The 24,519-nt window shown below is 62.6% G+C and carries 21 protein-coding genes, 1 other RNA gene and 1 pseudogene; 9 read left to right on the forward strand and 14 right to left on the reverse strand.

The annotated features are described in order from the left end of the window. Positions 1-19: 19 nt before the first annotated feature. The 4 genes from AC0L3O_RS17375 to mraZ are packed head-to-tail and all read right to left on the reverse strand — an operon-like array spanning position 20 to position 3,627. Entirely contained in the window at positions 20-1,747 is a 1,728-nt protein-coding gene (locus tag AC0L3O_RS17375; RefSeq protein WP_473616147.1) for a peptidoglycan D,D-transpeptidase FtsI family protein, read from the reverse strand. Beyond that, entirely contained in the window at positions 1,744-2,136 is a 393-nt protein-coding gene (ftsL, locus tag AC0L3O_RS17380; protein WP_023798732.1) for a cell division protein FtsL, read from the reverse strand. The genes AC0L3O_RS17375 and ftsL overlap by 4 nt, the downstream gene beginning before the upstream one ends. Before the next feature lie 4 nt (positions 2,137-2,140). Beyond that, entirely contained in the window at positions 2,141-3,172 is a 1,032-nt protein-coding gene (rsmH, locus tag AC0L3O_RS17385) for a 16S rRNA (cytosine(1402)-N(4))-methyltransferase RsmH (RefSeq protein WP_128167171.1), read from the reverse strand. After that, a complete protein-coding gene (gene mraZ, locus AC0L3O_RS17390) occupies positions 3,169-3,627 on the reverse strand; it encodes a division/cell wall cluster transcriptional repressor MraZ (RefSeq protein ID WP_473616148.1) in 459 nt (152 codons plus the stop codon). The genes rsmH and mraZ overlap by 4 nt, the downstream gene beginning before the upstream one ends. 426 nt (positions 3,628-4,053) lie before the next feature. Here mraZ and AC0L3O_RS17395 point away from each other — a divergent pair, with 426 nt between their 5' ends. Further along, the gene (locus AC0L3O_RS17395; protein ID WP_473616149.1) at positions 4,054-5,169 is read left to right on the forward strand and encodes a cystathionine gamma-lyase; all 1,116 of its coding nucleotides are present in this window, start codon (positions 4,054-4,056) and stop codon (positions 5,167-5,169) included. 9 nt (positions 5,170-5,178) lie between these two features. Here AC0L3O_RS17395 and AC0L3O_RS17400 read toward each other — a convergent pair whose 3' ends face one another. The 4 genes from AC0L3O_RS17400 to AC0L3O_RS17415 all read right to left on the reverse strand — a co-directional run bounded on the left by AC0L3O_RS17400 (position 5,179) and on the right by AC0L3O_RS17415 (position 6,781). Continuing rightward, entirely contained in the window at positions 5,179-5,472 is a 294-nt protein-coding gene (locus AC0L3O_RS17400) for a type II toxin-antitoxin system RelE/ParE family toxin (protein WP_473616151.1), read from the reverse strand. After that, on the reverse strand, positions 5,469-5,753 hold the full coding sequence (locus AC0L3O_RS17405) for a type II toxin-antitoxin system ParD family antitoxin (protein ID WP_091594133.1): 285 nt from the start codon (positions 5,751-5,753) through the stop codon (positions 5,469-5,471). Before AC0L3O_RS17405 ends, AC0L3O_RS17400 begins: the two co-directional genes overlap by 4 nt. A 196-nt stretch (positions 5,754-5,949) precedes the next feature. Beyond that, positions 5,950-6,347: RNase P RNA component class A (gene rnpB / locus AC0L3O_RS17410), an RNA gene on the reverse strand. 59 nt (positions 6,348-6,406) lie between these two features. Further along, complete coding sequence (locus tag AC0L3O_RS17415; protein ID WP_473616152.1) at positions 6,407-6,781, reverse strand: lytic transglycosylase domain-containing protein; 375 nt, start codon at positions 6,779-6,781, stop codon at positions 6,407-6,409. On the opposite strand from AC0L3O_RS17415, the gene AC0L3O_RS17420 reads away from it, so the two are divergent. Beyond that, positions 6,771-7,217 (forward strand): hypothetical protein, encoded by a 447-nt coding sequence (locus AC0L3O_RS17420; RefSeq protein WP_473616153.1) that lies wholly within the window; start codon positions 6,771-6,773, stop codon positions 7,215-7,217. The genes AC0L3O_RS17415 and AC0L3O_RS17420 overlap by 11 nt on opposite strands. Before the next feature lie 164 nt (positions 7,218-7,381). Here the strand turns inward: AC0L3O_RS17420 and AC0L3O_RS17425 are convergent, their stop codons facing one another. The 3 genes from AC0L3O_RS17425 to AC0L3O_RS17435 form a co-directional block, all read right to left on the reverse strand. Continuing rightward, positions 7,382-8,143 carry an N-acetylmuramoyl-L-alanine amidase gene (locus AC0L3O_RS17425; RefSeq protein ID WP_473616155.1) on the reverse strand — a complete coding sequence of 254 codons (762 nt, stop codon included), beginning with the start codon at positions 8,141-8,143 and terminating at the stop codon, positions 7,382-7,384. After that, positions 8,140-8,859, reverse strand: a complete 720-nt coding sequence (locus AC0L3O_RS17430) for a J domain-containing protein (protein ID WP_023798724.1) — start codon at positions 8,857-8,859, stop codon at positions 8,140-8,142. Before AC0L3O_RS17430 ends, AC0L3O_RS17425 begins: the two co-directional genes overlap by 4 nt. A gap of 311 nt (positions 8,860-9,170) precedes the next feature. Further along, positions 9,171-9,371 carry a hypothetical protein gene (locus AC0L3O_RS17435; RefSeq protein WP_023798723.1) on the reverse strand — a complete coding sequence of 67 codons (201 nt, stop codon included), beginning with the start codon at positions 9,369-9,371 and terminating at the stop codon, positions 9,171-9,173. Positions 9,372-9,571: 200 nt separating this feature from the next. Between AC0L3O_RS17435 and AC0L3O_RS17440 the strand changes: the two genes are divergently transcribed. From AC0L3O_RS17440 to AC0L3O_RS17450, 3 genes are all read left to right on the forward strand, one after another. After that, complete coding sequence (locus tag AC0L3O_RS17440; protein ID WP_473616156.1) at positions 9,572-13,489, forward strand: hydantoinase B/oxoprolinase family protein; 3,918 nt, start codon at positions 9,572-9,574, stop codon at positions 13,487-13,489. An 82-nt stretch (positions 13,490-13,571) separates the two neighbouring features. Beyond that, complete coding sequence (locus AC0L3O_RS17445; RefSeq protein WP_473616157.1) at positions 13,572-14,819, forward strand: BtaA family protein; 1,248 nt, start codon at positions 13,572-13,574, stop codon at positions 14,817-14,819. Then, positions 14,816-15,502: a class I SAM-dependent methyltransferase gene (locus tag AC0L3O_RS17450; RefSeq protein WP_473616158.1), complete on the forward strand. Its 687-nt coding sequence runs from the start codon at positions 14,816-14,818 to the stop codon at positions 15,500-15,502. The genes AC0L3O_RS17445 and AC0L3O_RS17450 overlap by 4 nt, the downstream gene beginning before the upstream one ends. Positions 15,503-16,055: 553 nt before the next feature. Here AC0L3O_RS17450 and AC0L3O_RS17455 read toward each other — a convergent pair. Then, positions 16,056-17,435, reverse strand: coding sequence for a serine hydrolase domain-containing protein (locus tag AC0L3O_RS17455; RefSeq protein ID WP_473616160.1), 1,380 nt, complete (start codon positions 17,433-17,435; stop codon positions 16,056-16,058). Between the two features lie 225 nt (positions 17,436-17,660). Between AC0L3O_RS17455 and AC0L3O_RS17460 the strand changes: the two genes are divergently transcribed. Together AC0L3O_RS17460 and AC0L3O_RS17465 are read left to right on the forward strand one after the other, a co-directional pair. After that, on the forward strand, positions 17,661-18,452 hold the full coding sequence (locus AC0L3O_RS17460) for a glycoside hydrolase family 25 protein (RefSeq protein ID WP_023798718.1): 792 nt from the start codon (positions 17,661-17,663) through the stop codon (positions 18,450-18,452). An 80-nt stretch (positions 18,453-18,532) separates the two neighbouring features. Next, on the forward strand, positions 18,533-19,708 hold the full coding sequence (locus AC0L3O_RS17465; protein WP_473616161.1) for a lytic murein transglycosylase: 1,176 nt from the start codon (positions 18,533-18,535) through the stop codon (positions 19,706-19,708). 253 nt (positions 19,709-19,961) lie between these two features. Here AC0L3O_RS17465 and AC0L3O_RS17470 read toward each other — a convergent pair whose 3' ends face one another. After that, positions 19,962-20,855 (reverse strand): LysR family transcriptional regulator, encoded by an 894-nt coding sequence (locus tag AC0L3O_RS17470; protein ID WP_473616162.1) that lies wholly within the window; start codon positions 20,853-20,855, stop codon positions 19,962-19,964. 130 nt (positions 20,856-20,985) lie between these two features. Between AC0L3O_RS17470 and AC0L3O_RS17475 the strand changes: the two are divergent. Further along, positions 20,986-21,728: pseudogene (locus AC0L3O_RS17475) on the forward strand (SDR family oxidoreductase). A 144-nt stretch (positions 21,729-21,872) separates the two neighbouring features. Here the strand turns inward: AC0L3O_RS17475 and AC0L3O_RS17480 are convergent. Further along, on the reverse strand, positions 21,873-23,093 hold the full coding sequence (locus tag AC0L3O_RS17480) for an alanine racemase (RefSeq protein WP_473616164.1): 1,221 nt from the start codon (positions 23,091-23,093) through the stop codon (positions 21,873-21,875). Positions 23,094-23,310: 217 nt separating this feature from the next. Here AC0L3O_RS17480 and AC0L3O_RS17485 point away from each other — a divergent pair, with 217 nt between their 5' ends. Beyond that, positions 23,311-24,228, forward strand: coding sequence for a DMT family transporter (locus AC0L3O_RS17485; protein WP_128167191.1), 918 nt, complete (start codon positions 23,311-23,313; stop codon positions 24,226-24,228). Positions 24,229-24,519: the final 291 nt, after the last annotated feature.

The raw sequence follows: 24,519 nt of genomic DNA on the forward strand, positions 1-24,519 counted from the left end.
TGCCGGCGCGCCCTCAGAATCACTGATAGGAAACCAGCGTTGCGCCATTTTCATGGCTGAAATCTGGCTTCACGCCAAGCATGGAAGCCGAACGTCGGATAATGTTTGCAGCCATGGCGCCTGCATTCGAGGCGGCCGTCGCACCCATGCCGGGTTTTTCCGGCTTCGGTTCGTCGGCGATGGTAAGCACGATGTATTGCGGATCGTCCATCGGGAACGCCGCGACGAAGGCGTTGAAGTTCTTGTCCTTTGAGTAGCGACCGTTGACAACCTTCTCGGCCGTTCCCGTCTTGCCGCCGACGCGATAACCTGGGACCCTGGCGTTCCTGCCTGAGCCTTTCTCGGCATTGAGTGCATAGAGATAGCGCATGTTCTCGGATGTCTTGTCGCTGACGACTTTCTTGGCCACCGACATCGCCTGTTCCTGCGCCCGTCTCAGGAATGTCGGCTGGATCAGATAGCCGCCGTTCATCAGCGCGGCACAGCCGACCGCCGTCTGCAGCGGCGTCGTCGACACACCGTGACCAAAGGCGATGGTGATCGAATGGACCTGTTTCCAGACCTTTGGCTCGGTCGGGCGGGCGACCTCAGGCAGTTCCGTCTGCATTCTCTCGAGGATGCCCAGGCGATGCAGGAATTCGCGGTGCCCCTCGATGCCGACCGCTTCGGCTTCCTTGGCCGAACCGATGTTGGACGAATAGATGAACACTTCGGGTACCGACAGCACCCGGGCCTTGCCATGAAAATCATGGATGGTCTGGCGGCCGATCCTGATCGGGCGCGTAGCGTCGAAACGGCTTTCCAGCGTCACTTTGCCCGAATCGAGCGCCATGGCGGTGGTGAAGCTCTTCAAGGTCGAGCCCATCTCGTAGAGCCCGGCCGACATGCGGTTCAAGCGGTCCTTGTCGTGCGCATTATAGGGGTTGTTCGGATCGAAGTCCGGAACCGAGGCCATCGCGACCACTTCGCCGGTCTTGACATTGAGAACGACGGCGCCCGCCGCGATTGCGCGGTATTTTTCCATGCCGATGGCGACCTCGTCACGCACGATATGCTGGACGCGCAGGTCGATTGAGAGCTGCACCGGCTTCAGATCCTTGGCCACCGCCAGGCCGGACGCCTGAAGATCGCTCAGCCCCTGTTCGTCGATGTATTTCTCCATGCCGGAGATGCCCTGGTTGTCGATGTTGGTGAGGCCGACAATGTAGGACGAGGTTTCGCCGGCCGGATAGAAGCGGCGCTTTTCGGTGCGGAAGCCGATGCCGGGAATGCCGAGCTGCAGAATGTCAGATTGTTGCTTGGGCGTCAGTTGCCGCTGCAGCCAGACGAAGCCGGCGCCGCTCTTCAGCTTGTGATAGGTCTGCTCGTAGTCGATTTCGGGAAGCACCGTCGCCAGTTTTTCGATCGCCTCGTCGGCGTCGACAATGCGGCGCGGTTCGGCAAACAGCGACGCCGTCTTGATGTCGGTCGCCAGAACTTCGCCGTTGCGGTCGACGATGTCGGGCCGCGACGCCGTCACCCGGCTCTGCGGACCGCCGGACAGGTCGGGGTTCTGGAAACCGAGATAGACCAGCCGCCCGGTGATGGTCAGATAGATGCCGAAAAACACCGCCATCGTCATCACGACGCGGGTCCTGCCCTTGCCGCCGGTCGCCTTGCGGGCGCCTTCGACCACAATCGATCCGTCGTCACCAGACTTGGCGCGGCGCGTCAGCAGACTGGTGATCACTGGAAGTCTGGCGATCATTGGACGATGCCTCCGGTGACCACGGGGTCGTTGCCCATCGGTTCCTTGCTGGAACTGTCGGCCATGCCGCCCAGCCGCTCGGACGAAAGGTCCTCGATGGTGAGGGGTTTTGCCGGCAGATCGTCCAGCCCGATGATCTGGCGGGCGCTGACCGGCTCGAGCTCGAGTTGCGATTTATAGGTCTCGGCCAGCTTTTGCAGGCGCGACGGTTGGGTAAGCAGGCTCCAGTCCGCCTTGAGGAGATCGATCGTATCCTCCTCGTAGCGGATCTGCGCCTGGATCTTGTGCACCGCCGCCAATTGTTCCTCGGCCTCGCGCTTGGTCTTGAAGGTCAAGGCCGCGGCCGAAACCATGACGGCGATAAGGACTATGTCGCTGGTACGAAACACGTGCTCACCTCTCTCCCGGCCGCTCGCCACCGGGAAGTTTTGGATCAGGAAGTTTTGGAAGCCCGAAAATCGAAAAATCGCCGGCGCGCGCCGGCGCGTCGGTGCGGATCGCCGCGCGCAGCCTTGCCGAGCGCGCCCGCGGATTGGCCGATATCTCGGCCTCACCGGGCGTCACGCCGCTGCCCACCTTTTTGAAGGTGGCGCTGCGCGCCTGCGCCTCGGGCAGGTGCCGCGATCCGGTCGCCGCATCGGCGCGATCGGCGATGAAGCGCTTGACGATGCGGTCTTCCAGGGAATGGAACGTCACCACGGCCAGCCGTCCGCCCGGTTTCAGCACGCGTTCAGCCGCAAACAGCGCTTTGGCCAGTTCGCCGAGTTCGTCATTGACGAAAATGCGCAGCGCCTGGAAGACGCGGGTCGCTGGATGGATCTTGTCCTTCGGCGCGCGGCCGATATGCGTCTCAATGGCGTCTGCAAGGTCGAGCGTGCGCTCGAACGGATGTTTTTCGCGACGGCTTTCAATCATGCGGGCGATGCGGCCGGCATGGCGCTCTTCGCCAAGAAACCCGAAGATGCGGGCAAGATCGCCCACCTTGAAAGAGTTGACGACATCGGCGGCGCTGAGGCCAGCCTGCGCCATGCGCATATCGAGCGGTCCGTCGGCACGGAACGAAAAACCGCGCTCCGCCTGATCGATCTGCATGGAGGAGATGCCGATGTCGAGCACGACGCCGTCAGCGCTTTCGACATGCTCGTCCAATGTCGAGAACGGCGCCTGGACGAGCCGGAGCCTGCCGCCCGATTGTTGCTCTAGAACACGACCGGCAGCAATCGCATCCGGATCGCGGTCGATCGCGACAACCGAGGCGCCTCTCGCCAGAATGGCTTTGGAGTAGCCGCCGGCGCCGAATGTGCCGTCGACGACCACCTCGCCCGTCTTGGGCGAAAGCGCCTCCAGCACTTCGACAAGGAGGACCGGAATGTGACGGGCCGGTCCGCCAACGGCGTGAGGGTCATCGCCGTAGCCCGCCATCATTCCGGCCGCTCCCCAGGCTTCGTCCCCTGCCGAAGCTGCAAAAGCCGGGCGCGTGCTTCCGCCCCATAGGCGGTGAGCCGTCCAGGTTCCCAGATCTGAAAGAAATTGCCGCGGCCGACAAAAGCCACTTCCGCGGAAATGCCGGTATGCTCGCGGATGAAATCGGTCATCGAGATGCGGCCGTCCTGATCGAGCTTGAGAAAGGTTCCATCGCCATGGCAGAAGAACGACATGTCGTCCGAGGTCTGCAGGAAGGCGTCTTCCTGTGCGATGCGCTGCTCGTAGCGGTCGAGCAGGTCGAGCCCGCCGACATCCATCGCCGGACGGTCCAGGCAGCGCAGCGCATAGAGTTCCGAATAACCGCGCTTCTGCACAACCGCACGGAAATGCGCTGGAACGGACACCCGCCCCTTCGCATCGATCCTGTTCACCGCGCTTGACAGAAACCGGTCCATTACGCGTTACGGCCGCTTGCACCGCCGCACCCCTCTGCATTTTCCCGCCCGCGCCGCCGCAGCGCGGTCCCTGCCCAAAACTCACTTCGTTCCAAAAGGCAAAAACAGGCGAACGCGCAGCCGCCGCGGCTGCCCGATTGGCGTACGCTTCACCCTGACGCGGAACGAAGGCTTGAATATCTGAATGGGATATCATGGGGTACTATGGGCGTCAACGGGAATAGGCTTCACAAAACGCGCGCCACAACCGATGAGGGCAGCTTTGACGGCACTCCCGTGTTTATGCTCCATTAAGCCTAACGAAGCGTTTAGAGCGGTTTGGCCTAACCGGAGGCGGCTTGCCGCGGAGCGCCACCACGCATAGCGTCGGCCTGTCTTTTCTCGGTCAGAAACAGGTTCTTTTCTCGGTCAGAAGGTTGAAAATACATGTCCGAAACAGCCAAATCGCGCGCGGCCACCCTTGCCCATTTGCGTGGCGTCAAGCTCGCCAAGGGCGACCCGGTCTCGCTGCCGCTGACAATGACGACCACTTTCCATCTGCCCGGCAATCCGGCCGGCGTCAGCCAGTACGGGCGCTACGACAATCCGACATGGGAAGCGGTGGAAGACATGCTCGGCCACCTCGAGGACGCGCCGTCCGTAGCGTTCCCGTCGGGCATGGCCGCGATCGCGGCGGTCTTCTTCGCGCTGCTCAAGGCGGGCGATCGCATCCTGTTGCCGTCCGACGGTTACTACACGCCGCGCCTGCTTGCCGAGCGCTTCCTCAAACCTTTCGACGTCCCGTTCAACACACGACCGACCAAGTCCTTTGTGGACGGCGGTTTTTCCGGCTACCGGCTGGTGTTCGTCGAGACCCCATCCAATCCCGGGCTGGACATTTGCGACCTTGCCGGCGTGGCGCGCCTTGCGCACGAGGCCGGCGCGCTGGTCGTCGCCGACAACACCACGATGACGCCTTACGGTCAGCGCCCGCTCGACCTCGGCGCCGATATCGTCGTTGCTGCTGACACAAAAGCGCCCAATGGCCATTCCGACGCGCTGTTCGGCCATGTCGCCAGCCGTGACGCCGGCATCATCACCGCCATCCGCGAGTGGCGCAAACTGTCGGGCTCCATCCCCGGACCATTCGAAGCCTGGCTGGTCCATCGAGGCCTCGAGACGCTGGAGGTCCGCTTCGACCGCATGTGCAAATCGGCCGAACTGATCGCCCGACGCCTGACAGATCATCGGGCCGTGAAATCCGTCCGCTTTCCTGGACTGGAGGATGACCCTTCACACAATCTGGCGACCACCCAGATGGAGCGTTTCGGCTTCCTTGTCGGCCTCGACCTGGGGAGTGAAGCCAGGGCCGAAGCGTTCATCGGCGCCTGCGCCCTGATCCAGCCGGCGACCTCCTTCGGCGGCGTCCACTCTTCGGCCGAGCGGCGCGCCCGCTGGGGTGATGCGGTGCCGCCCGGCTTTGTTCGCCTGTCGGTCGGCTGCGAGCCGGTGGAAGCGCTTTGGCAGGCGATCGAGGCGTCGCTGGACGGCGTCGACGGTTGACCGAACCGATCACGAAGCCAGATCGTCGGCTTCGATATTGCGCCGGCCATGCAGCACACGCAGGATCTCGACTGCATCCGCGCCGACACGGTACAAGGTAAGGTATTCGCCGACGACCAGATGGCGGATGCCGGGCGCAATGTCTTCCCGCGGTGCGCCCGAGAAAGGATGCAGGGTCAGCAAATCACAGCGCCTCTCCAGGATATTCACGAGGCGGATCGCTGCATCAGGGTTGTGTTCGGCAATGTGGTCGCCGATACGTTCGAGGTCGATTACTGCCTGGGGAAGCAGGCGGTATTTCACTCCTCAAGGCCTTTGGCCTCGGCCATTTTCAGATATTTGGCGCGCAGTCGTTCCATGATTGGCGGGCCGTCCAGCGCCGGTCCGCTGTCGATCCCCTCCTGCACCAGCTTGCGCAACTCCTCGAGCGTGTAGCCGTGCAAGTCACGGCGGTCCTTCCATTGCCTGAGTGCGTCGCGGATCACCTCGCTCGCCGAAGCATATTCGCCGGCGGCGACCACATCGTCGACCGCCGCCGCCAATTCCGGCGAAAGCGTGATGCTGCGTTTGTCGACCTGACCCATGGTGCGCTCCTGATACCGCCCGTAACAGGAAAGTACGATTTAATCGCACCAGTTTCAAGAATCCATGCACAGCCCAGTAAAAGCTGATTCAGCCAATGAAGCGCCTGAACCAGCAAGCGCGCCCGAAGACGCAACCTGCTGATATCAGGGAGTTTCCCCCCAAGAATCTGGACGAAAACGTAGAATCTGGACGAAAATTGCCAGCTGGCCTGTAAGCCGGGTTCTGTATGGCCCTCGCCCCTTGCGGCGCGAGAACGTGGCGGCCATTCATCTTGGGCGCATATTGCCATGCGCCTCACGCAACCTACCCGGGCGGTGAGCCGGAAACAGCCCTCGAGGGTTTCCCCTCGCACCGCCCCTATTCGGTCTTGCTCCCGGTGGGGTTTACCGTGCCGCTCCTGTTGCCAGTCGCGCGGTGGGCTCTTACCCCACCCTTTCACCCTTACCACGACGGATCGTGGCGGTTTGCTTTCTGTGGCACTTTCCCTAGGGTCGCCCCCGCCGGCCATTAACCGGCACCGTGTCTCCATGGAGCCCGGACTTTCCTCACCCGCAGCCTTTCGGCTTCGCGGGTGCGGCCGCCCGGCCAGCTGGCAAGGCGTATAAAGGGATTCACATTCGAAAACGCAAACAAAAAAGCAGGTCCCGGTCTATTACGCCGGCGCTCCAAGCGCGGCCAGTTGCACTTTGACCTTGCCGCAATAGGCCGCTGAAATCGGGTTCATCCGCTTGGCGCCATGGCCGGCATTGTACTTCAGGATCGTGCCGCAAGTCGTGCCGTCGCCGAGGTTGCGCGCCATGGCGAGGTATTTCATGCCGTATTTGATGTTGGTCTCGGGATCGTGGAGACCCTTGATCGAGCCGCTGTAACCCATCATCCGCGCCGTCGACGGCTTGATCTGCATCAGGCCGATCTCACCGGCGCGGCCGACCTGGTTCGGCTGAAACCTGCTCTCGATCATGATGACGGCCTTGGCGAGCGAGATCGGCACACCATTGCTGGCCGCATGACGCTCGATGATCGTCAAATACTGGCCACTATCGCCAGCGGCCGCCGGCTTCGGCGCCGCCGCCCGGCTTTGCCGGCCGATCGACGCCGTCGTCGACTGGTCGATGCGGGTCCTGTTGCGCTTCACATGCCGCTTGGAGACTGCCTTCTTTGCAAGGACTGGCTTCTTTGCAACGACTGCCTTCTTTGCAGAGACCTTTTCCGCCTTTGCGGATGCTGGCTTTTTCGCTTTCACCGCAGCAACTTTTTTCGCCTTTGCGGAGGCTGTCCTTTTTTCTCCGGCATCTTGCCCGGCTTTCGGCGTGGCAGTCTTATCGGACGCGGTCATGAAACCCTGGTCGGCCCGCTGGCTCAAAGGCGCGCCATTGGCCGCACCGATGGCAAAAGTCATTACGCCGGCAGCAACAGCTGCCGTTAAAACGGTCAATTTCTGCATGGGATCCTGTTCTGTTTGAACCGCGCGAAGAACTTCACGCAGCTACGCCAATCAACGTCGGAACATTTGGGAGGCTGTAGGTCCGACAACTTGCACGGATCGCCTTTGACGGTCGAATTTGCGGCAAAAAAGGCGGAGCAAGTCACTTTAAATGACAGGCTGTAACTTACAGCCAGGAAAAGACTACTTGGACGGAACTGCCCTCACCGAGCCAAGCAGCCGTTCCAGCGTGCGAAATGTCGATCCGTCGGCCACGCCATCCACTTTGCGTTGCCGGAAATGCCTCTGGAAAGCCTCGACCACGATTTCGGTTTGCCGATCGAAAGCGCCTGATATCTCCACGCCATAACCGTAGAGCGCCAGCATCGACTGCAACGCCTCGACCTCTGCAGACGCGTAGCCGGCCTTCAGCACCGCGCCGCGCCTGACGGGTGCCGCTTCGACAAGATGGCCGACACCGGCCTCGAACAGGGCCTTCCAGGGGAATCTCTCGCCCGGGTCGATCTTGCGTCCCGGCGCCACGTCGGAATGGGCGAGCACCCGTTGAGCCGGGATGGAATGGCGCTGAACAATCCCCTTGCACAGGCCGATCAGGGCATCGATCTGCCGTCTCGGAAAATTCCGGTAGCCCAGCGAATGTCCCGGATTGACGATCTCGATGCCGACCGAACAGGAGTTGAGGTCGCTACGTCCGAACCAGGAACTCTTGCCGGCATGCCAGGCACGGTCGCTTTCCCTGACCATCTGGACGATGCGGCCGTCCTCATGGACGAGGTAGTGCGACGAAACCTCGCTGGCCGGATCGCACAGCCATGCTTCGGCGCCGGCGCCGGTCTCCATGCCGGTGTAGTGCAGCACGATCATGTCGACCGTCTCGCGTCGTGGACCGAAATTCGGCGATACCCTGACCTCGGCGCTCGGCTCGTCGGGCAGAAAGCCGCTCATGCGTGCCGCAGGCCTCGTTCGATCATCTCGTAGGCCGCGTTGATCGCTGCTATCCTGCTGGTTGCGATCTTGATGAATTCCTGCGGCAGGCCGCGTGCGATCAGCCGGTCGGGATGGTTGTCCGAAACCAGCTTGCGGTAACGCTTCCTGACCTCCTCGAAGGTTTTTCCCCGCTCGATGCCGAGCACGACATAGGGATCGGCCGCACCCAGATCGACATGCCGGGCCAGAATGCTCTGGTAATGCGCCTCCTCGATCCGGAAGATCTCGGCGATGCGATGCAGGAACTGACCTTCGCGCTCGTGGACCAGCCCGTCGGCCTTGGCGATATGGAACAGCCCGTCGAGAATGTCCTCCAGCATCGCGCAGTTCGAATGGCCGGAGCCGCAAAGCTGCGCCATGCGCGCGGCATAGGTCTCGAATCCGGCGATGTCGCGCTTGGCCAGATCGTAAAGCCGCGCCACATTGCGCGTCTGCTCCTTCGGCACTTCGAATATCTGCTGGAAGGCGCGCACCTCGTCCTGGGTGACGATGCCGTCGGCCTTGGCCATCTTGGCCGACAGCGCGATCATCGCCACCGAGAAGGCGACGCGCCGGCGCAGGTCGGGGTCGCCGGAGAAAACCGTGCGCACAGCCTCGACCACGTCGGCGACGCCGGACGAGGTTGAGGACGAAACGCGGGTGATGAAGTCGCCGAGGCGATCCCAAATCGACATGGGCACCTATTAGGGCTAACTGGCCGCTGCTATCAAGCCCACCGCTATCAAACTGAAGACAATGCCGCAGGGCCGGCCCAGCCGATTTCGCGGCCGCCTGAGCAGCTGGCGCAACCGTCGATCATGGAAATTAGCAGGCAGCAACGGCCATAGCGCGCGAAACTGCACGCCTTCGTCACCTCGCCATTTCGGCCCCTTCTGCTGGGCCAAAAAGTGACAGGCGAAACCGAGCTTGCGGCGGCGGCCGCAACAAGACTGTCCTGAAGTCAGAAGGCCGGCAGGATGCCGGCCTTCTGTTCATCACATAAGAATTACTGCGCCGGCGCAGATGGCTGTGCCGGAGCCGGCTCGGCCGGCTTGGTCGCGTCGGGAGCCGGCTGCATCGGCTGTTCGTTCGCCGGCGGATTGGTGCTCTGCGTGGTGGTGGCGTCCCCGCCCGTGCCGCTGTCGCTGCAAGCCGCAACGCCAAGCAGGGCAAGCGCCGAAACCGACGCAAGAATGAGTTTCTTCATGACATCTCTCCTCTAATCACGCCCCCGCTACCGGTGACGATCGAGGACAGAATGCACCAAATGTCCCATGGGTTTCATAACGTTGCATTTCCGTATGTAACATCATCTGCTTTTGCGTTGCCGGCGAAGCCATGGCGAATTAACACCAGACCATGGCGAATTAGCACATTTGAATCAATAAAATGCCCGGGAGAGCTGCCGTGACCGCCAAATGGGATTTCTGGATCGACCGCGGCGGCACCTTCACCGATGTCATCGGCCGGGACCCGCAAGGCGGGCTGCACCCGCGCAAGCTGCTATCCGAAAATCCCGAAGCCTATGCCGACGCCGCCATCCAGGGCATTCGCGATCTGCTCGGGCTAAAATCCGGCGCGCCGATCCCGTCCGGCCTGATCGGCGACATCAAGATGGGCACCACCGTTGCCACCAACGCGCTTCTGGAGCGCAAGGGCGACCGTGTGCTGCTGCTCATCACCAGGGGATTTCGCGACGCGCTGAGGATCGCCTATCAGGCGCGGCCCGATATCTTCGCCAAGCAGATCATCCTTCCCGAACAGCTCAACGAGCGCGTCATCGAGGTCGATGAGCGCGTGCGCGCCGACGGCCGCGTCGAAAGGCTGCTCGACATCGCCGCCATGCGCCCGGCCATCGAACAAGCCAGGGCCGACAGCATCGACGCGGTGGCGATCGTGTTCATGCATGCCTGGAAATATCCCGACCACGAAAAGGCGGTTGCAAAAGTCTGCAGGAAACTGGGGTTTTCGCAGATCTCGGTCAGTCACGAGGTCTCGCCGCTCATCAAGCTGGTCGGCCGCGGCGACACGACCGTGGTCGACGCTTATTTGTCGCCGATTCTGTCGCGCTATGTGCAGGTGGTGGCAGAAGAGCTGGGCGTCCTCTCCCCCCTCGAGAGGGAGATGGCTGCGCAGCAGCCAGAGGGGGTCATCTCAGAAGGCACCGCCAGAGCGTCGGACCCAGTCGAGCCGACCCCATCCGGCGGCTTCGCCGCCACCCTCCCCTCGAGGGGAAGGGAATCCCCTCGCCTGATGTTCATGATGTCGTCCGGCGGCCTTACCGCCGCCGATATGTTCCAGGGTAAGGACGCGTTGCTGTCCGGTCCGGCCGGCGGCGTCGTCGGCATGGTCGAGACAGCAAAGCTCGCCGGTTTCGACAAGGTCATCGGCTTCGACATGGGCGGCACCTCAACCGACGTCGCCCATTATGACGGCGACTACGAGCGCGCCTTTGACACCGAGGTTGCCGGCGTGCGCATCCGCGCGCCGATGATGCGCATTCACACCGTCGCCGCCGGCGGCGGCTCCATCCTGCACTACGAGGCCGGCCGTTTTCGCGCCGGGCCGGATTCGGCCGGCGCCAATCCCGGCCCGGCCGCCTACCGGCGCGGCGGACCGCTGGCCGTCACCGACGCCAATGTCATGCTGGGCAAGCTGCAGCCCGACTTCTTCCCGGCCATTTTTGGACCCGGCCAGGACGAGCCGCTCGACGTGCAAACCGTGCGCGAGAAATTCGCCGCACTCGCCGCCGAAATCGGCGACGGCCGCACGCCGGAGGCGGTCGCCGAAGGGTTCGTCACCATCGCCGTCGAAAACATGGCCAACGCCATCAAGAAGATTTCCGTGCAGCGCGGCTACGACGTCACCGAGTATCTCCTGAATTGTTTTGGCGGCGCCGGCGGCCAGCACGCCTGCCTCGTTGCCGACGCACTCGGCATGGAGGCGGTGCTGATCCATCCCTTCTCCGGGCTGCTGTCGGCCTATGGCATTGGGTTGTCCTCGATTTTTTCGTCGCGCCAGCAGGCGCTGCTGAAACCGCTGGCGGAAGTGTCCAGGCCGGCAATCGATGAACTCATCGCGACGCTGCGCAAAGCCGTCATCGACGAGCTTGCCGCGCAAGGCATTGCCGAGGACGCCGTCGCCTCGAAACCGGTGCTGCAGATCCGCTACGACGGCACCGACACCGCGCTGCCGGTGAATTTCGAGCACGGTTCGATCGCACGGGCCAAGGCGGATTTCGAAGCCGCCCACAAGGCGCAGTTCGGCTTCGTCTATGACGACAAGCCGATGATCGTGGAATCGGTCGGCGTCGAAGGCATCGACAGCGGCGACGCCGGCCGCGAGGAAAGTGATTCAATCCTTGAGGACATCGCCGCAAGCCCTTCGGAAAATCGGCAAATCTTCATCGACGGCACTTGGCGAGACGCCGGCATTTTCCGCCGCGAGGCGCTCAAACCGGGGCACAAGCTTGGCGGCCCTGCCCTGGTCATCGAACCGAACCAGACCATCGTCGTCGAGCCGGGCTGGCAGGCCGAAATCACCGCCAGGAACCACGTGCTCCTGCGTCGCATCGAGAAAAAGCGCCGGCTGGCGGCGCTCGGCACCGAGGCCGATCCGGTCATGCTGGAGGTGTTCAACAACCTGTTCATGTCGATCGCCGAACAGATGGGCGTGACGCTGCAAAACACCGCCTATTCGGTCAACATCAAGGAACGGCTGGATTTCTCCTGTGCCGTCTTTGACCGCAATGGCGCGCTGGTCGCCAATGCGCCGCACATGCCGGTGCATCTCGGCTCCATGGACCGTTCGGTGGAAACCATCATTCGGCTGAACTCCGGCGACATCCACCCCGGCGACGTCTTTGCACTGAATGCGCCTTATAATGGCGGCACGCATCTGCCAGACATTACGGTGGTGACGCCGGTCTTTGAGGATGGGCGCCCAATCTCCCCCCATGTGGGGGAGATGTCGGCGAAGCCGACAGAGGGGGGCGCTGTCCCGCCAACGCCTCCAATTGGCGAGCCGGCATACCGCGAAGCTGAGCGCTCGACGTTGCCCCCCTCTGCCCTGCCGGGCATCTCCCCCACAAGGGTGGAGATCGGCCAATCGCCAAAGATCCTCTTCTACGTCGCCTCGCGCGGCCATCATGCCGATATCGGCGGCACCGCACCCGGCTCGATGACGCCGCTCGCCACCACCGTCGACGAGGAAGGCGTGCTGTTCGACAATTTCCGCATCGTCGATCGCGGCCGGTTCCGCGAAAAGGAGCTGGAGACGCTGCTCACCGACCACCCCTACCCGGCGCGCAATCCGCACCAGAACATCGCCGACCTCAAGGCGCAGATTGCCGCCAATGAAAAGGGCGTTGCCGAGTTGCGCGAGATGGTCGGGCATTTCGGCCTTGGCGTGGTCGAGGCCTATATGGGCCATGTCCAGGACAATGCCGCCGAAAGCGTGCGCCGCGTGCTGGAGCGGCTGCCCGACAGCTCCGTATACGAGTATCCGACCGACACCGGCCAAATCATCAAGGTGAAGATATCGGTCGACCGGCAAAAGCGCGAGGCAACCGTCGACTTCACCGGCACATCGCCGGTCATGAAGAACAACTTCAACGCCCCCGAGCCGGTCGCCCGCGCAGCCGTGCTCTATGCCTTCCGCGTCATGGTCGAGGACATGATCCCGATGAATGCCGGGTGCCTGAGACCGATCAACATCATCATTCCCGAGGGTTGCATGCTGAAGCCGACCTACCCGGCCGCGGTCGTCGCCGGCAATGTCGAGACCTCGCAGCATGTCACCAATGCGCTGTTCGGCGCCATGGGCGCGATGGCCAATGCGCAAGGCACGATGAACAACCTCACCTTCGGCAACAAGCAGTACCAGTATTACGAGACGATCTGCTCCGGCTCGCCGGCAGGCCGGATGAACTCCGGCCGCGGCTTTGCCGGCACCTCCGGCGTCCACACCCACATGACCAATTCGCGCCTGACCGACCCGGAAGTGCTGGAGTTGCGCTTCCCCGTGCTGCTCGAGGAATTCCACATCCGCGAAGGCTCCGGCGGCAAAGGCAAATGGAGTGCCGGCGACGGCACCGAGCGCACCATCCGTTTCCTCGAAAAGATGGAATGCGCGATCCTGTCCTCACATCGCAACCGCCCGCCGCAAGGCCTGGACGGCGGCGGCAATGGCGAGGTCGGCTCGACCAAGGTCCGTCGCAAGGATGGCCGCATCGAAGTCCTGAAGGCTTGCGACCAGACGCTGCTCGAGGCCGGTGAAGCCGTCATCGTGACCACGCCGACGCCGGGCGGATTTGGCAACGCCTGAACTCGCCTCAACAGACTGTCACCGGCCTGTCATCCACCTGCGCTACCCGCTTGCGCCAGAGCAAACGGGGAATCGCCTTGTCATGACGGATGTTTCCGGAGAACTGGTTTTTCGCCGCGGCAAGCAAGTTGGCAAGGCCGTCTACCAGAACCGCCCGCTGTCTAAGGCCGGCCTCTCCGAGCGGCTCTTCGCCTTGCTGTTTTCCGGCCTCGTCTATCCGCAGATCTGGGAAGACCCCGACGTTGACATGGAGGCGATGCAGCTTGGCCAGGGCCACCGCGTCGTCACCATCGCCTCGGGCGGCTGCAACATCCTTGCCTATCTCACCCGGTCACCCGAAAGGGTCGACGCCGTCGATCTCAACGCCGCCCATATCGCGCTGAACCGCATGAAGCTCGAAGCGGTGCGCCATCTGCCGTCGCAGGGCGACCTGTTCCGTTTCTTCGGCGCTGCCGAGACCCGTCACAATTCGCAAGCCTACGACCGTTTCATCGCGCCGCATCTCGACCCGGTCAGCCGCCATTACTGGGAACATCGCAACTGGCGCCGGCGTCGCCGCATCGCCGTCTTCGACCGCAATTTCTACCAGACCGGCCTGCTCGGCCTGTTCATCGCCATGGGCCACCGCACCGCCAAATTCTTCGGCGTCGATCCGGCCGGCATCATGGAAGCCAAAAGCCTGGCCGACCAGCGCCGCTTCTTCGACGACGAGCTGGCGCCGGTCTTCGAAAAACCGCTGCTGAAATGGGCAACATCGCGAAAGGCCTCGCTGTTCGGCCTCGGCATTCCGCCGGCGCAGTACGATTCGCTGATCACCTCGGGCGACGGCACCATGGCCAGCGTGCTGAAGGCCCGGCTGGAAAAGCTCGCCTGCGATTTTCCGCTGGAGAACAACTATTTCGCCTGGCAGGCTTTTGCCCGCCGCTACCCCAATCCCGGCGAGGCGGCGCTGCCTGCCTACCTCGAAAAACGCAACTACCAGGCGATCCGCAACAATGTCAACCGCGTCGCCATCCACCATGCCAATCTGATCGAGTTCCTTGCCGGCAAGGATGCCGGTTCGGTCGACCGCTTCGTCCTGCTCGACGCGCAGGACTGGATGACCGACGACCAGCTCAATGCGCTGTGGGCCGAGATCACCCGCACCGCGTCGACCGATGCTCGCGTCATCTTCCGCACCGCGGCCGAACCCAGCCTGTTGCCCGGCCGGGTCTCGAATTCGCTGCTCGACCAGTGGAGCTATGCGGACGAGGCGTCGCGCGAATTCTCGGCCCGCGACCGTTCGGCCATCTATGGCGGCTTCCACCTTTATGTGAAGCAAGCCGCATGAGCGCGACCGAACTGCCGGCCAGGCACGGCGAACCGCCGGCCGGGCACGCCGAGCTGATGGACGGCGTCTACCGCTGGCAGCGCCACGCCTACGACCTGACCCGCAAATATTACCTGCTCGGCCGCGACCGGTTGATATCAGGGCTGGAAGTGCCGGCCGGCGGCACCGTGCTCGAGCTTGGCTGCGGCACCGGCCGCAACATAGTCCTCGCCGCCCGCCTTTATCCCGACGCCCGCTTCTTCGGTCTCGATATTTCAGCCGAAATGCTGGAAACGGCCACTGCTGCCATTGCCCGTAAAGGCGTCTCAGGCCGCGTCACGCTGGCGCGCGGCGACGCCACTGATTTCGACGCGAAGGCGCTATTCTCCGTCGAACGTTTCGACCGCATTTTTGTCTCCTATTCGCTGTCGATGATCCCCGGCTGGGAGAAGACCGTATCAGCGGCACTTGCAGTCCTGTCACCCGGCGGCTCGCTGCACGTCGTCGATTTCGGCCAGCAGGAGGCCCTGCCCCGCTGGTTCCGCACGCTGCTGCGCGGCTGGCTGAAGAAATTCCACGTCGAGCCGCGTCAATCCCTGCGGGACGTCCTGCAATCAGAATCTGCAAGACGCGGCGCAACCCTTCGGTTTAGAACGCTTTATCGCGGTTACGCCTGGCTGGCCGTGATCAAGATCGCCAGCTAGTTCCGCAGCCCAGAGGATTTGCTCTTTGACTGAGCCCTGTGGAGGGTCGCTGCCGACCGGCCTGCAACCGCCAATCTCCAACGTCTGCGATTAGCCATAAGCCCCCGCGCCTTCGTCATCCTAGGTCAAGCAAGGAGCGAAGCGACACGGCGCAGAACCTGGGATCCATTCCGTGACATCAGCCGAAGAATGCAGCGGCTCAGAACGAAAACAGCAGTGATCCGTCGCGCCCCCCTCTGTCCTGCCGGACATCTCCCCCACTTGGGGGGAGATCAGATGTCGCGTCCGGCTTCGCCAATCTTCAACGTTGAAAGAAGGGTGAGGCGCGCGAACTGCCAATCTCCCTCCTTGTGGGGGAGATGTCCGGCAGGACAGAGGGGGGCGCCTCGCTCCGCGATCGAAGGTTCTGCACCGCAGCAGCGCTCCAAGGTCACGGAATCCCAAGATCGGTCGCGTCGCTTTGCTCCTCGCCAGACGGGCGGGCGCGTGTTGATCGTGGAAGGCCTTTGGCGACAGCTGCATAGACCCTGCGGCGAGCGATCGCCGCATTCCTCTAATGCAGCGCCTTCACCAGTGCTGCCAGCATGATCTGCGGCCGGTAGCCGAGCTTGGCCGGCGTCAGGCCGAGCCGCACCACCACAAGCTGCGCCGAGGGGATTATGGCGACCGTCTGCCCGTCATGGCCTTCCATCCAATAGCTATCCCTTGGCAGGCCCGCAGCGATACCGGCGCCGGGGCTCTCCTCGTCGCCCGGACCCTCGATCCACACCTGGCCCCTGCCGTAGACTTTCGAGGCGGTTGCGGCTTCCCGCATCCAGGCGACGAAGCCCGCAGGCAGGACCTCCTGGCCGTTCCAGACACCATCCTGCAGCAGGAACTGGCCGAAGCGCGCCCAGTCGCGGGCGGTGGCGTAGAGATAGGACGAGCCGACGAAGGTGCCGTGCTCGTCGGTCTCCAGCACCGCGCTCTGCATGCCGAGCGGGTCGAACAGCGCAATCCTTGGCCACGCCAGCGCCTTGTCCTTGTCGCCGACCGCATCCTGCCAAAGCCGCGACAGCATCGCTGCCGTGCCGCTTGAATAGGAAAATACCTTGCCCACCTCGCCGGTCAGCGGCTTGGATCCGGCAAAGCCCGCCATATCAGGCTCGAGGTAGAGCATCCGCGTCACGTCGGTGACGTCGCCATAATCCTCGTTGAACTCCAGCCCGCTCGACATCGCCATCATGTCGGCGAGGCTGATGGCGGCGCGGCCGTCCGCTTTCCAGGGCCCGAACAGGCCCTGGTTCGTCATCACCATCTTGCCGTCCTTCACCAGCGTGCCGACGATCGCGGCATTGACCGTCTTGGTCATCGACCAGCCAAGCAGCGGCGTCTTTTGGGTAAAGCCTGCGCCATAACGCTCGGCGACGATTCGGCCGTTCTTGACCACCACCACCGCCCGCATACCGGCGCCGGTCATTGCAGGATCGTCGAGGATTTTCGCGATCTCGGGGTTTTGCGATGCGTCGACCTTGTCGCCCTCCGGCCAGAGCGCGTCGAGCGGCGGCGCCGGTGTCAGCGCCGGCCCGGCGACTGCTTTGGCCCTGGCGATGTCGCCGCCCGGAACCGCGGTGCAGCCAAGCCCGTCTCGAACGACGGCGACGCTCTTGCCGAACACGCCGAACAGCCCGGCCGAAACCGTGCCCTGTTCCTTGTCGACCGACATCCTCATCAGCCGCAGCAGTGGATGGCCCGGCGCCTGCACGTCGACGGCGAGCACCTCATCGGCATCGCGTCCGGCGATGAAGACGTTCGAGCAGACGATCTTGGCCGTATAGCCCGAGCCGACGCGGATCAGTTCCGGCGGCGCCAGATACAGCCAGGCAGCGAGTGCTGCGACCGCCAGCACGGCCAGCCCGAGCAGCCATTTCACCAGCCTCAGAACAGTCAGCATTCTTCCGACTCTCCCCGGACGCTCATCCATGCCATTGATTTGCCGTCATTGCTTCGGCAAAATCGCGGTTCTGGTCGAGCGCTGTCAACGGAATATCAACCATGATCAGCGATACACCAGGGATAGGAGAGCGGTCCTGTGGGGCGATCGCTTGGGGGCACGGTCGAGGGACCACCTGCAGCAACAACCCATCAGCGGCCGGCTGAAACCGGTTCAGGAGTAGCGATGCGCCGTTTCGCGGCTTTCATCTTGCTGACGCTGCTGGGCGCCTGCTCGACCGTCGACGATCTTGCGCCTCCCTCATCGGGCGCGCCGAGCGTTGCGGTGCGCGCACCCCGTTTTGACGACTCCGACCCGCATGAGTGGGACAGCGGCGCGCCGTGGAGCTATGCCGTTCATGGCACCGACGTCTCCAAATACCAGACCTCGGTCGATTGGCCGGCGGCCAGGGCCAGCGGCATTTCCTTCGTTTTCGTCAAGGCGACGGAAGGTGGCGATCGCTTCGACGCGTATTTCAACGAGCATTGGAGCCGCACGAAAGCCGCCGGAATCCCCCGCGCCGCCTATCATTTCTACTATTTTTGCACGCCGGCCGCGACGCAGGCGCGCTGGTTCATCCAGAACGTGCCCAGAGACCGGTCGGCAATGCCGCCGGTTCTCGACATGGAATGGAACCCGCAATCGCCGACCTGCAAGCTGCGCCCCAATGCGGCCACGGTGCGCAGCGAGATGAGCACTTTCCTCGAAATCGTCGAAAAGCACTATGGCAAGAAGCCGATCATCTACACCTCGATCGATTTCTTCGACGACAACGGCCTGTCGGCCTTCCGCGGCTATCCCTACTGGCTGCGTTCGGTGGCCGGCCATCCGCGCAAAAGATACGGCAGCCACCCGTTCACCTTCTGGCAGTACACCGGAACCGGTATTGTGCCGGGCATCTCAGGGAAGGCCGATATCAACGTATTCAACGGCTCGGAAGCCACCTGGAACAAATGGCTGCGGCAGAACACCCGTTGACAGCGGGCCTGCAGCCTGCTTTTCGACACAGCCAATGAAGGACGCCTGCAACCGCCGGTAATCTTCTCGGGAGGATGGCGATGCGATTGCGCTTGGAAATTCTCGCGGCGCTGTTTCTGGCCGCCACGTCGCCGGCGGTGGCACAGCAATGCGGCGGCGATTTCCAGGCCTGGAAGCAGGGCGTTGTGGCCGAGGCGAAGAACGCCGGCGTCGGCACTGCCGGACTTGAGGCGCTGGAAACCGCCGCTCTCGATGGAAAGGTGCTGGCGCGAGATCGCGCCCAAGGCGTCTTTACCCAGACCTTCATCGAGTTTTCGAACCGCATGATATCGGCCTATCGGCTGAAGCAGGGCGCGGTCATCTTAAAGGAATATGCCGACGTGTTTGCCCGCGCCGATCGCGAATTCGGCGTTCAGGCCCCGGTCATTGCCGCCTTCTGGGCGCTGGAAACCGATTTCGGCGCCGTGCAGGGCGATTTCCAAACGCTGAACGCGTTGGTCACGCTCTCTCACGACTGTCGTCGCCCGCAGCTCTTCCGGTCCCAGATCGTGCCATTGTTGACGCTGATCGATCGCGGCGTGGTCCCGGCCGACGTCACCGGCGCCTGGGCGGGCGAAATCGGCCAGACGCAGATGCTGCCTTCCGACTATCTCGGCCGAGGCGTCGACGGCGACGGCGACGAAGTGATCGACCTGCGCGGCAGCGCGCCTGATGTGATCATGACCACCGCCAACAAGATCACGTCGCGCGGCTGGAAACGCGACCAGCCCTGGATCGAGGAAGTCCGCGTGCCCGACGCCTTGCCATGGGACCAGACCGGCCGCACCAACAAGCTGCCGCTGGCGCAATGGGCTCAGTGGGGTGTCACCAACCCGAACAGCACGCCGCTTGTCGACAACGGACTGAAGGCAGGCCTCGCACTGCCTATGGGCCGCAAGGGGCCAGCCTTCCTCGTCTACGACAATTTCGACGTCTACCTCGAATGGAACCAGTCCTTCACCTATGCGCTGACTGCGGCAAATCTCGCCGCGCAGCTGGCGGGTGCGCCGCAATTCGACCCGCGCAATCCCGAACCCGGCCTCAACGGCGACCAGATGAGGGCATTGCAGACAAAGCTCGAGGCCAAAGGCTATGACGTAGGCACGGTCGACGGCATCCTGGGCACCAACACCCGCGAGGCGATCCGCAAGGAGCAGATGCGGCTAGGCCTGCCGGTCGACGGCTGGCCGACACCAGAGCTTTTGGCGAAGCTGTAGCAGGTTAGTGAATAGTAGTGAGTAGTGAATGGTGAATGGTGAATGGTGAATGGTGAATGGTGGTGAGTGGAACTAGGTACTCACTACTCACTACTCACTACTCACTACTCACTACTCACTACTCACTACTCACTACTCACTACTCACTACTCACTACTAACTACTAACTACTCACTACTCACTACTCACTACTGACTACTGACTACTGACTTATTCACTATTCACTATTCACTATTCACTATTCACTAATCCGTCATCGCTTGGCAAGCAGGAAGTCGATAAACACACGCAAGGCCGGCGGAACCTGCCGGGAGCTCGTATGATATAGATAAAAACCCGGAAATCTCGGCGACCAGGCTTCGAGAAAACGGATGAGCTTGCCGGTTTCGATCCACGGCCGAACCTGGTAATCCAGCATGTAAGCCACGCCGATCCCATCCAGGGCCGCCCTGATCATCAGTTCCGTGTCGTTGACCGTCAGACCGCCGTTCACGGCTATTTCGAAAGCGCGTTGGCCTCGCGCGAACTCCCATCGATAGATGTTGCCGCCACCGGGCCACTGGAAATTGATGCATTGGTGATGGTGCAGGTCGGCGGGATGACGGGGCATGGGGTGATCCTCGAGATAGCTGGGCGCCGCCACCGCAGCCATCTCCAGTTCGTCGCTGAGTTTCACCGCCACCATGTCCTTATGCAGCCGCTCACCAAGCCTGATTCCGGCATCGAATCGTCCCTCGACAATATCGGTCAGCATGTCGTCGACGATGATGGTGAGGGCAATTTCGGGATAGGCACGGCGGAAATCGCCGAGGATGGGCACGATGAAACGCATGGCGGCGATGCGCGGAACATTGATGCGCAGCAAGCCTGCCGGTCGATCGCGTGATGCATGCGCGTCGGCGACAGCCCCTTCGAGTTCGCTGAATGCCGGAGCGAGGCGGGCAAACAGCGTTTCGCCTGCAGCGGTCGGCGACACGCTGCGGGTCGTGCGGCTGAGCAGCCGGACACCGACACGCTCCTCCAGCCCGCGTATTGTCTGGCTAAGCGCCGGCGGCGAAATCCTGAGCCTGGCCGCGGCTTGGACAAAGCTGCCTTCCTCGACGATCGTCGCGAACGCCTTCAGCTCGGAAAACTCGGTCCCTCGCATTATGTACCTCAGACTTAACAAGGCTGTTTGATAATAGACTATTATCTGAGCAATAGCATGCCCTAACTTCGACATGGAACCGACGCTCGATTTGGAGCGGCCGTAGCCAGACGAGAAAAGGACAGCAGCTATGTATCATTCGCTTGATGGCAAAACCGCGCTCGTGACCGGCAGTTCGCGCGGCATCGGCCGCGCCATCGCCGAGGGGCTAGCGGCAAACGGCGCGGCCGTGGTCCTCAATTATGTCGGTAACGAGAAAGCCGCCCAGGAAGCCGTTGCTGCCATCCGCGAGAATGGCGGCAAGGCCGTCGCCATTCAGGCCGATATCTCCAGTGTTTCCGACATTCGTCGGCTGTTCGATGAAACAAGAAGCAGATGGGCGCGATTGACATCGTCGTCGCCAATGTCGGCGTCGCCGTCATAAAGCCGCTGGTCGAGGCCACCGAAGCCGACTTCGACCACGTCTTCGGCGCCAATGCCAAAGGCACCTTCTTCACGCTTCAGGAAGCGGCGCGGCGCGTGCGCGACGGTGGCCGTATCATCGCGGTTTCCACCGGTGGAACCAAGATGTTCTTCACCCAGACCGCCCTTTATCTCGGCAGCAAAGGAGCCGTCGAGCAGTTCGTCCGCGTCCTCTCTCGCGAACTCGGACCGCGCTCCGTCACCGTGAATGCGCTTTCGCCGGGCTTTAGCGACACCGACCTGCTTCCGCAGCGGGATCGCGCGATCGCCGCCGGGATGTCGCCCTTCGGCAGGATCGGAGCGCCGCGCGACGTTGCCGATGTCGCGGTTCCTCGCCTCCGACGAGGCCCGCTGGCTGACCGGCGAGAACATCCAGGCCGGCGGCGGCGTTGCTTAGTGGGTAGTGAATAGTGAATGGTAGTGGCAGTGGAATTAGGCAGTCACCGCTGACTACTGACTACTGACTACTGACTACTGACTACTGAATACTGACTACTGACTACTGACTACTGACTACGCACTATTCACCATTCACTATTCACCATTCACCATTCACTAATCCGCCATCGTCTCCAGGCTGGCAAACCCCTGCGGCGCGTCACCTTCATCGAACGGCGTCGTCACCTCGACGAACGTGTCGGGATAGAAGCCGTTGAACCGTGTCCTCAGCGACAGCGAATAGGCGCCGATATGGCCGATCTCGATCCAATCGCCGGTATCGACCGTTTCCGGCAGCCAGAACGGCCGCGACAGGATGTCGACGGAATCGCAGGTCGCGCCGCAGACCTTGAACGGCACGATGGTCTTCTCCTCGCCGTTGCGCGAGCGGATCGCCGGGTCTGGAATGAAGCGCGCCGGCAGCGTGATCTTGCCGGTCCATGAATCCGACAGGGACGCCCAGATGCCGTCATTGATGTAGAGCCGCTTGCCCTTGCGCAGCAGCACACGCACGATCAGCGACAGGCAGCGCGCCACGATCACCCGGCCCGGCTCCGCCATCAGCGGCATCTGGTCGAACTGGTATTCCTTGAGGTCGCCCGACAGCCGCGACATGATCTGGCCGAGCGACGGCATCTCGATCTGCTTGCGGTTGGGATCATGGCCGTATTCGGCGGGAAAACCACCGCCGACGTCGAGGCCGGCGATGTCGAAGCTGACGCGGTTGCGCACCCAGTCGGCCGAGGCCAGCGCGCGCTCATAGGTGTCGGGATCCTCGATCTGACTGCCGACATGAAAGCACAGGCCGACCTTGTAGCCGGTCCGGTTCAGCCGTTCGGCCAGATCGACCGCATTGGCCGGTCCGGCGCCAAACTTCTTCGACAGTTCGTAGGCGGCCGATCCTTTCGTCTGGATGCGCACGAACACGGTGATCGCACCCGGATCGATATCGAGCGCCCGCACCACGCGGGTCAGCTTGGTGATCTCGTCCTCGTGGTCGAGCGAGATGACCCGGATGCCATATTTCTCCAGCGCCAGCTTGATGTCCGACTGTGCCTTGACCGGATGCATGTAGAGCATCTCGGCGTCCGGCGAGACTGCGCGCACGGCGGCGAACTCACCGGGCGAGGCCACGTCGAAAGCGCCGACGCCGGCCTCGACCAGCGCCTTCAGCACGATCTGCTCGCCGTTGGTCTTGACCGCATAGGCGGTCTTGCCGGGAAACATGCCCATGAACTGCCTGGCGTCCGCCTTCAGCACCTGCGGGCGGAAGCAATAGATCGGATCGTCCGGGCGAAGCGCCAGCGCCGCTTCGCGCGCATTTTCGAATTGCTGCATGGACGAATCCCTTGGCTTAGACTGCGCACAATTAATCCAACCTATGCGGGAATGAAAACAATTCTGTGTCTCGCACCCCTGACGCTGCGGCGCTACGGCAGATGATGCAATGCTAGTCCACTGATCTGGTTTCGGGTGGCCCTTGCCATCGAACAGAATATGGCCTGAACAGACGCCTGATTGACTTGGCATTCAGAACCATCCGGGAGGATTCTCCATGGCGATCACAACCACGACGGCAATGCGCGGCCCCATGGTCTTGAAAGACTGGGCGCAGCTTCTGCTGCTCGGTGCGATCTGGGGTGGCTCGTTCTTCTTTGCCCGCATTGCGGTTGCCGAGATTCCGCCGCTGGTACTGGTGCTGTTTCGCGTCGCCATCGCGGCGCTGGCGCTGCATCTCTATCTCGGCCTGCGCGGTCCGTCCTTCCGCATCGCCTTGCCGCATGCCGGCCTGTTCTTTCTGCTGGCGCTCGTCAACAACGTCATACCGTTCTCGCTGATCTTCGCCGGCCAGACCGAGCTTGGCGCCGGTGTCGCCTCGGTGCTCAATTCGACGACGCCGTTCTGGACGTTGATCCTCGCCAACGCGCTGACATCAGACGAAAAGCTCTCCTGGAACAAGCTTGCCGGGATCGCGCTCGGCATCGTCGGCACTGCGGTGATGATCGGTCCCGGCCTGCTTGCCGGGCTGGGCGGTCCGGTCTGGGCGAAATTTGCGCTGGTCGGCGCCTCGCTGTCCTATGCGGTGGCCCTGATGATCGCCCGCCGCTTCAAGGGTGTGCCGTCACCGGTCATCGCCACCGGACAATTGACCGCTTCGACCATCATCATGATCCCGATCGTGCTGCTTGGCCACGGCACTGCCAACCTGTTTTCGGCCTCGCCGCCGGTCTGGGCGGCGGTGTTGGCGCTGGCCCTGCTGTCCACCGCCTTCGCATACATCCTCTATTTCAACCTCGTCGCCTCGGCCGGCGCCACCAACGCCTCGCTGGTCACGCTCATCGTGCCGGCCAGCGCGATCCTGCTCGGCTTTCTGTTCCTGGGCGAACGGCTCGAATTGTTCGAGCTCGGCGGCATGGCGCTGATCGCGATCGGCCTCGTCACCATCGACGGCCGCCTGTTCGGCCGACGCTGATGCATGTCGCCCAAAAGCACGCCCTCGGGCTTGAACCGAGGGTGCGTAGCGGTTTGCGATAACGACATGCATGACCAACAAGCTGAAGCGGATCGCTTCCCAGGCCTGACACGCTTGAGGGTCCAATGGGACGCCCAAACGACGCTCCAACTCAACTTGTCGAATCTTCGTACCGACGCGAAAATCGATTCCGACTTTCAGCGGCGGTAGCGCTGCCATACCCATTCTTGCCCCAGCTCCGTCACATTTTGTACACAGGGCCGAAGCGGGATTTTGCCGAAGAGTTTCAAT

It is taken from the genome of Mesorhizobium sp. WSM4810, assembly GCF_055811235.1.

Bases quoted from the DNA above. Each gene is read 5' to 3' on its own strand.
- AC0L3O_RS17375 (WP_473616147.1), bottom strand. From the start codon at position 1,747: ATGATCGCCAGACTTCCAGTGATCACCAGTCTGCTGACGCGCCGCGCC.
- rsmH (WP_128167171.1), bottom strand. From the start codon at position 3,172: ATGATGGCGGGCTACGGCGATGACCCTCACGCCGTTGGCGGACCGGCC.
- mraZ (WP_473616148.1), bottom strand. From the start codon at position 3,627: ATGGACCGGTTTCTGTCAAGCGCGGTGAACAGGATCGATGCGAAGGGG.
- AC0L3O_RS17395 (WP_473616149.1), top strand. From the start codon at position 4,054: ATGTCCGAAACAGCCAAATCGCGCGCGGCCACCCTTGCCCATTTGCGT.
- AC0L3O_RS17405 (WP_091594133.1), bottom strand. From the start codon at position 5,753: ATGGGTCAGGTCGACAAACGCAGCATCACGCTTTCGCCGGAATTGGCG.
- AC0L3O_RS17420 (WP_473616153.1), top strand. From the start codon at position 6,771: ATGATCGTCAAATACTGGCCACTATCGCCAGCGGCCGCCGGCTTCGGC.
- AC0L3O_RS17425 (WP_473616155.1), bottom strand. From the start codon at position 8,143: ATGAGCGGCTTTCTGCCCGACGAGCCGAGCGCCGAGGTCAGGGTATCG.
- AC0L3O_RS17430 (WP_023798724.1), bottom strand. From the start codon at position 8,859: ATGTCGATTTGGGATCGCCTCGGCGACTTCATCACCCGCGTTTCGTCC.
- AC0L3O_RS17435 (WP_023798723.1), bottom strand. From the start codon at position 9,371: ATGAAGAAACTCATTCTTGCGTCGGTTTCGGCGCTTGCCCTGCTTGGC.
- AC0L3O_RS17445 (WP_473616157.1), top strand. From the start codon at position 13,572: ATGACGGATGTTTCCGGAGAACTGGTTTTTCGCCGCGGCAAGCAAGTT.
- AC0L3O_RS17450 (WP_473616158.1), top strand. From the start codon at position 14,816: ATGAGCGCGACCGAACTGCCGGCCAGGCACGGCGAACCGCCGGCCGGG.
- AC0L3O_RS17455 (WP_473616160.1), bottom strand. From the start codon at position 17,435: ATGCTGACTGTTCTGAGGCTGGTGAAATGGCTGCTCGGGCTGGCCGTG.
- AC0L3O_RS17460 (WP_023798718.1), top strand. From the start codon at position 17,661: ATGCGCCGTTTCGCGGCTTTCATCTTGCTGACGCTGCTGGGCGCCTGC.
- AC0L3O_RS17465 (WP_473616161.1), top strand. From the start codon at position 18,533: ATGCGATTGCGCTTGGAAATTCTCGCGGCGCTGTTTCTGGCCGCCACG.
- AC0L3O_RS17470 (WP_473616162.1), bottom strand. From the start codon at position 20,855: ATGCGAGGGACCGAGTTTTCCGAGCTGAAGGCGTTCGCGACGATCGTC.
- AC0L3O_RS17480 (WP_473616164.1), bottom strand. From the start codon at position 23,093: ATGCAGCAATTCGAAAATGCGCGCGAAGCGGCGCTGGCGCTTCGCCCG.
- AC0L3O_RS17485 (WP_128167191.1), top strand. From the start codon at position 23,311: ATGGCGATCACAACCACGACGGCAATGCGCGGCCCCATGGTCTTGAAA.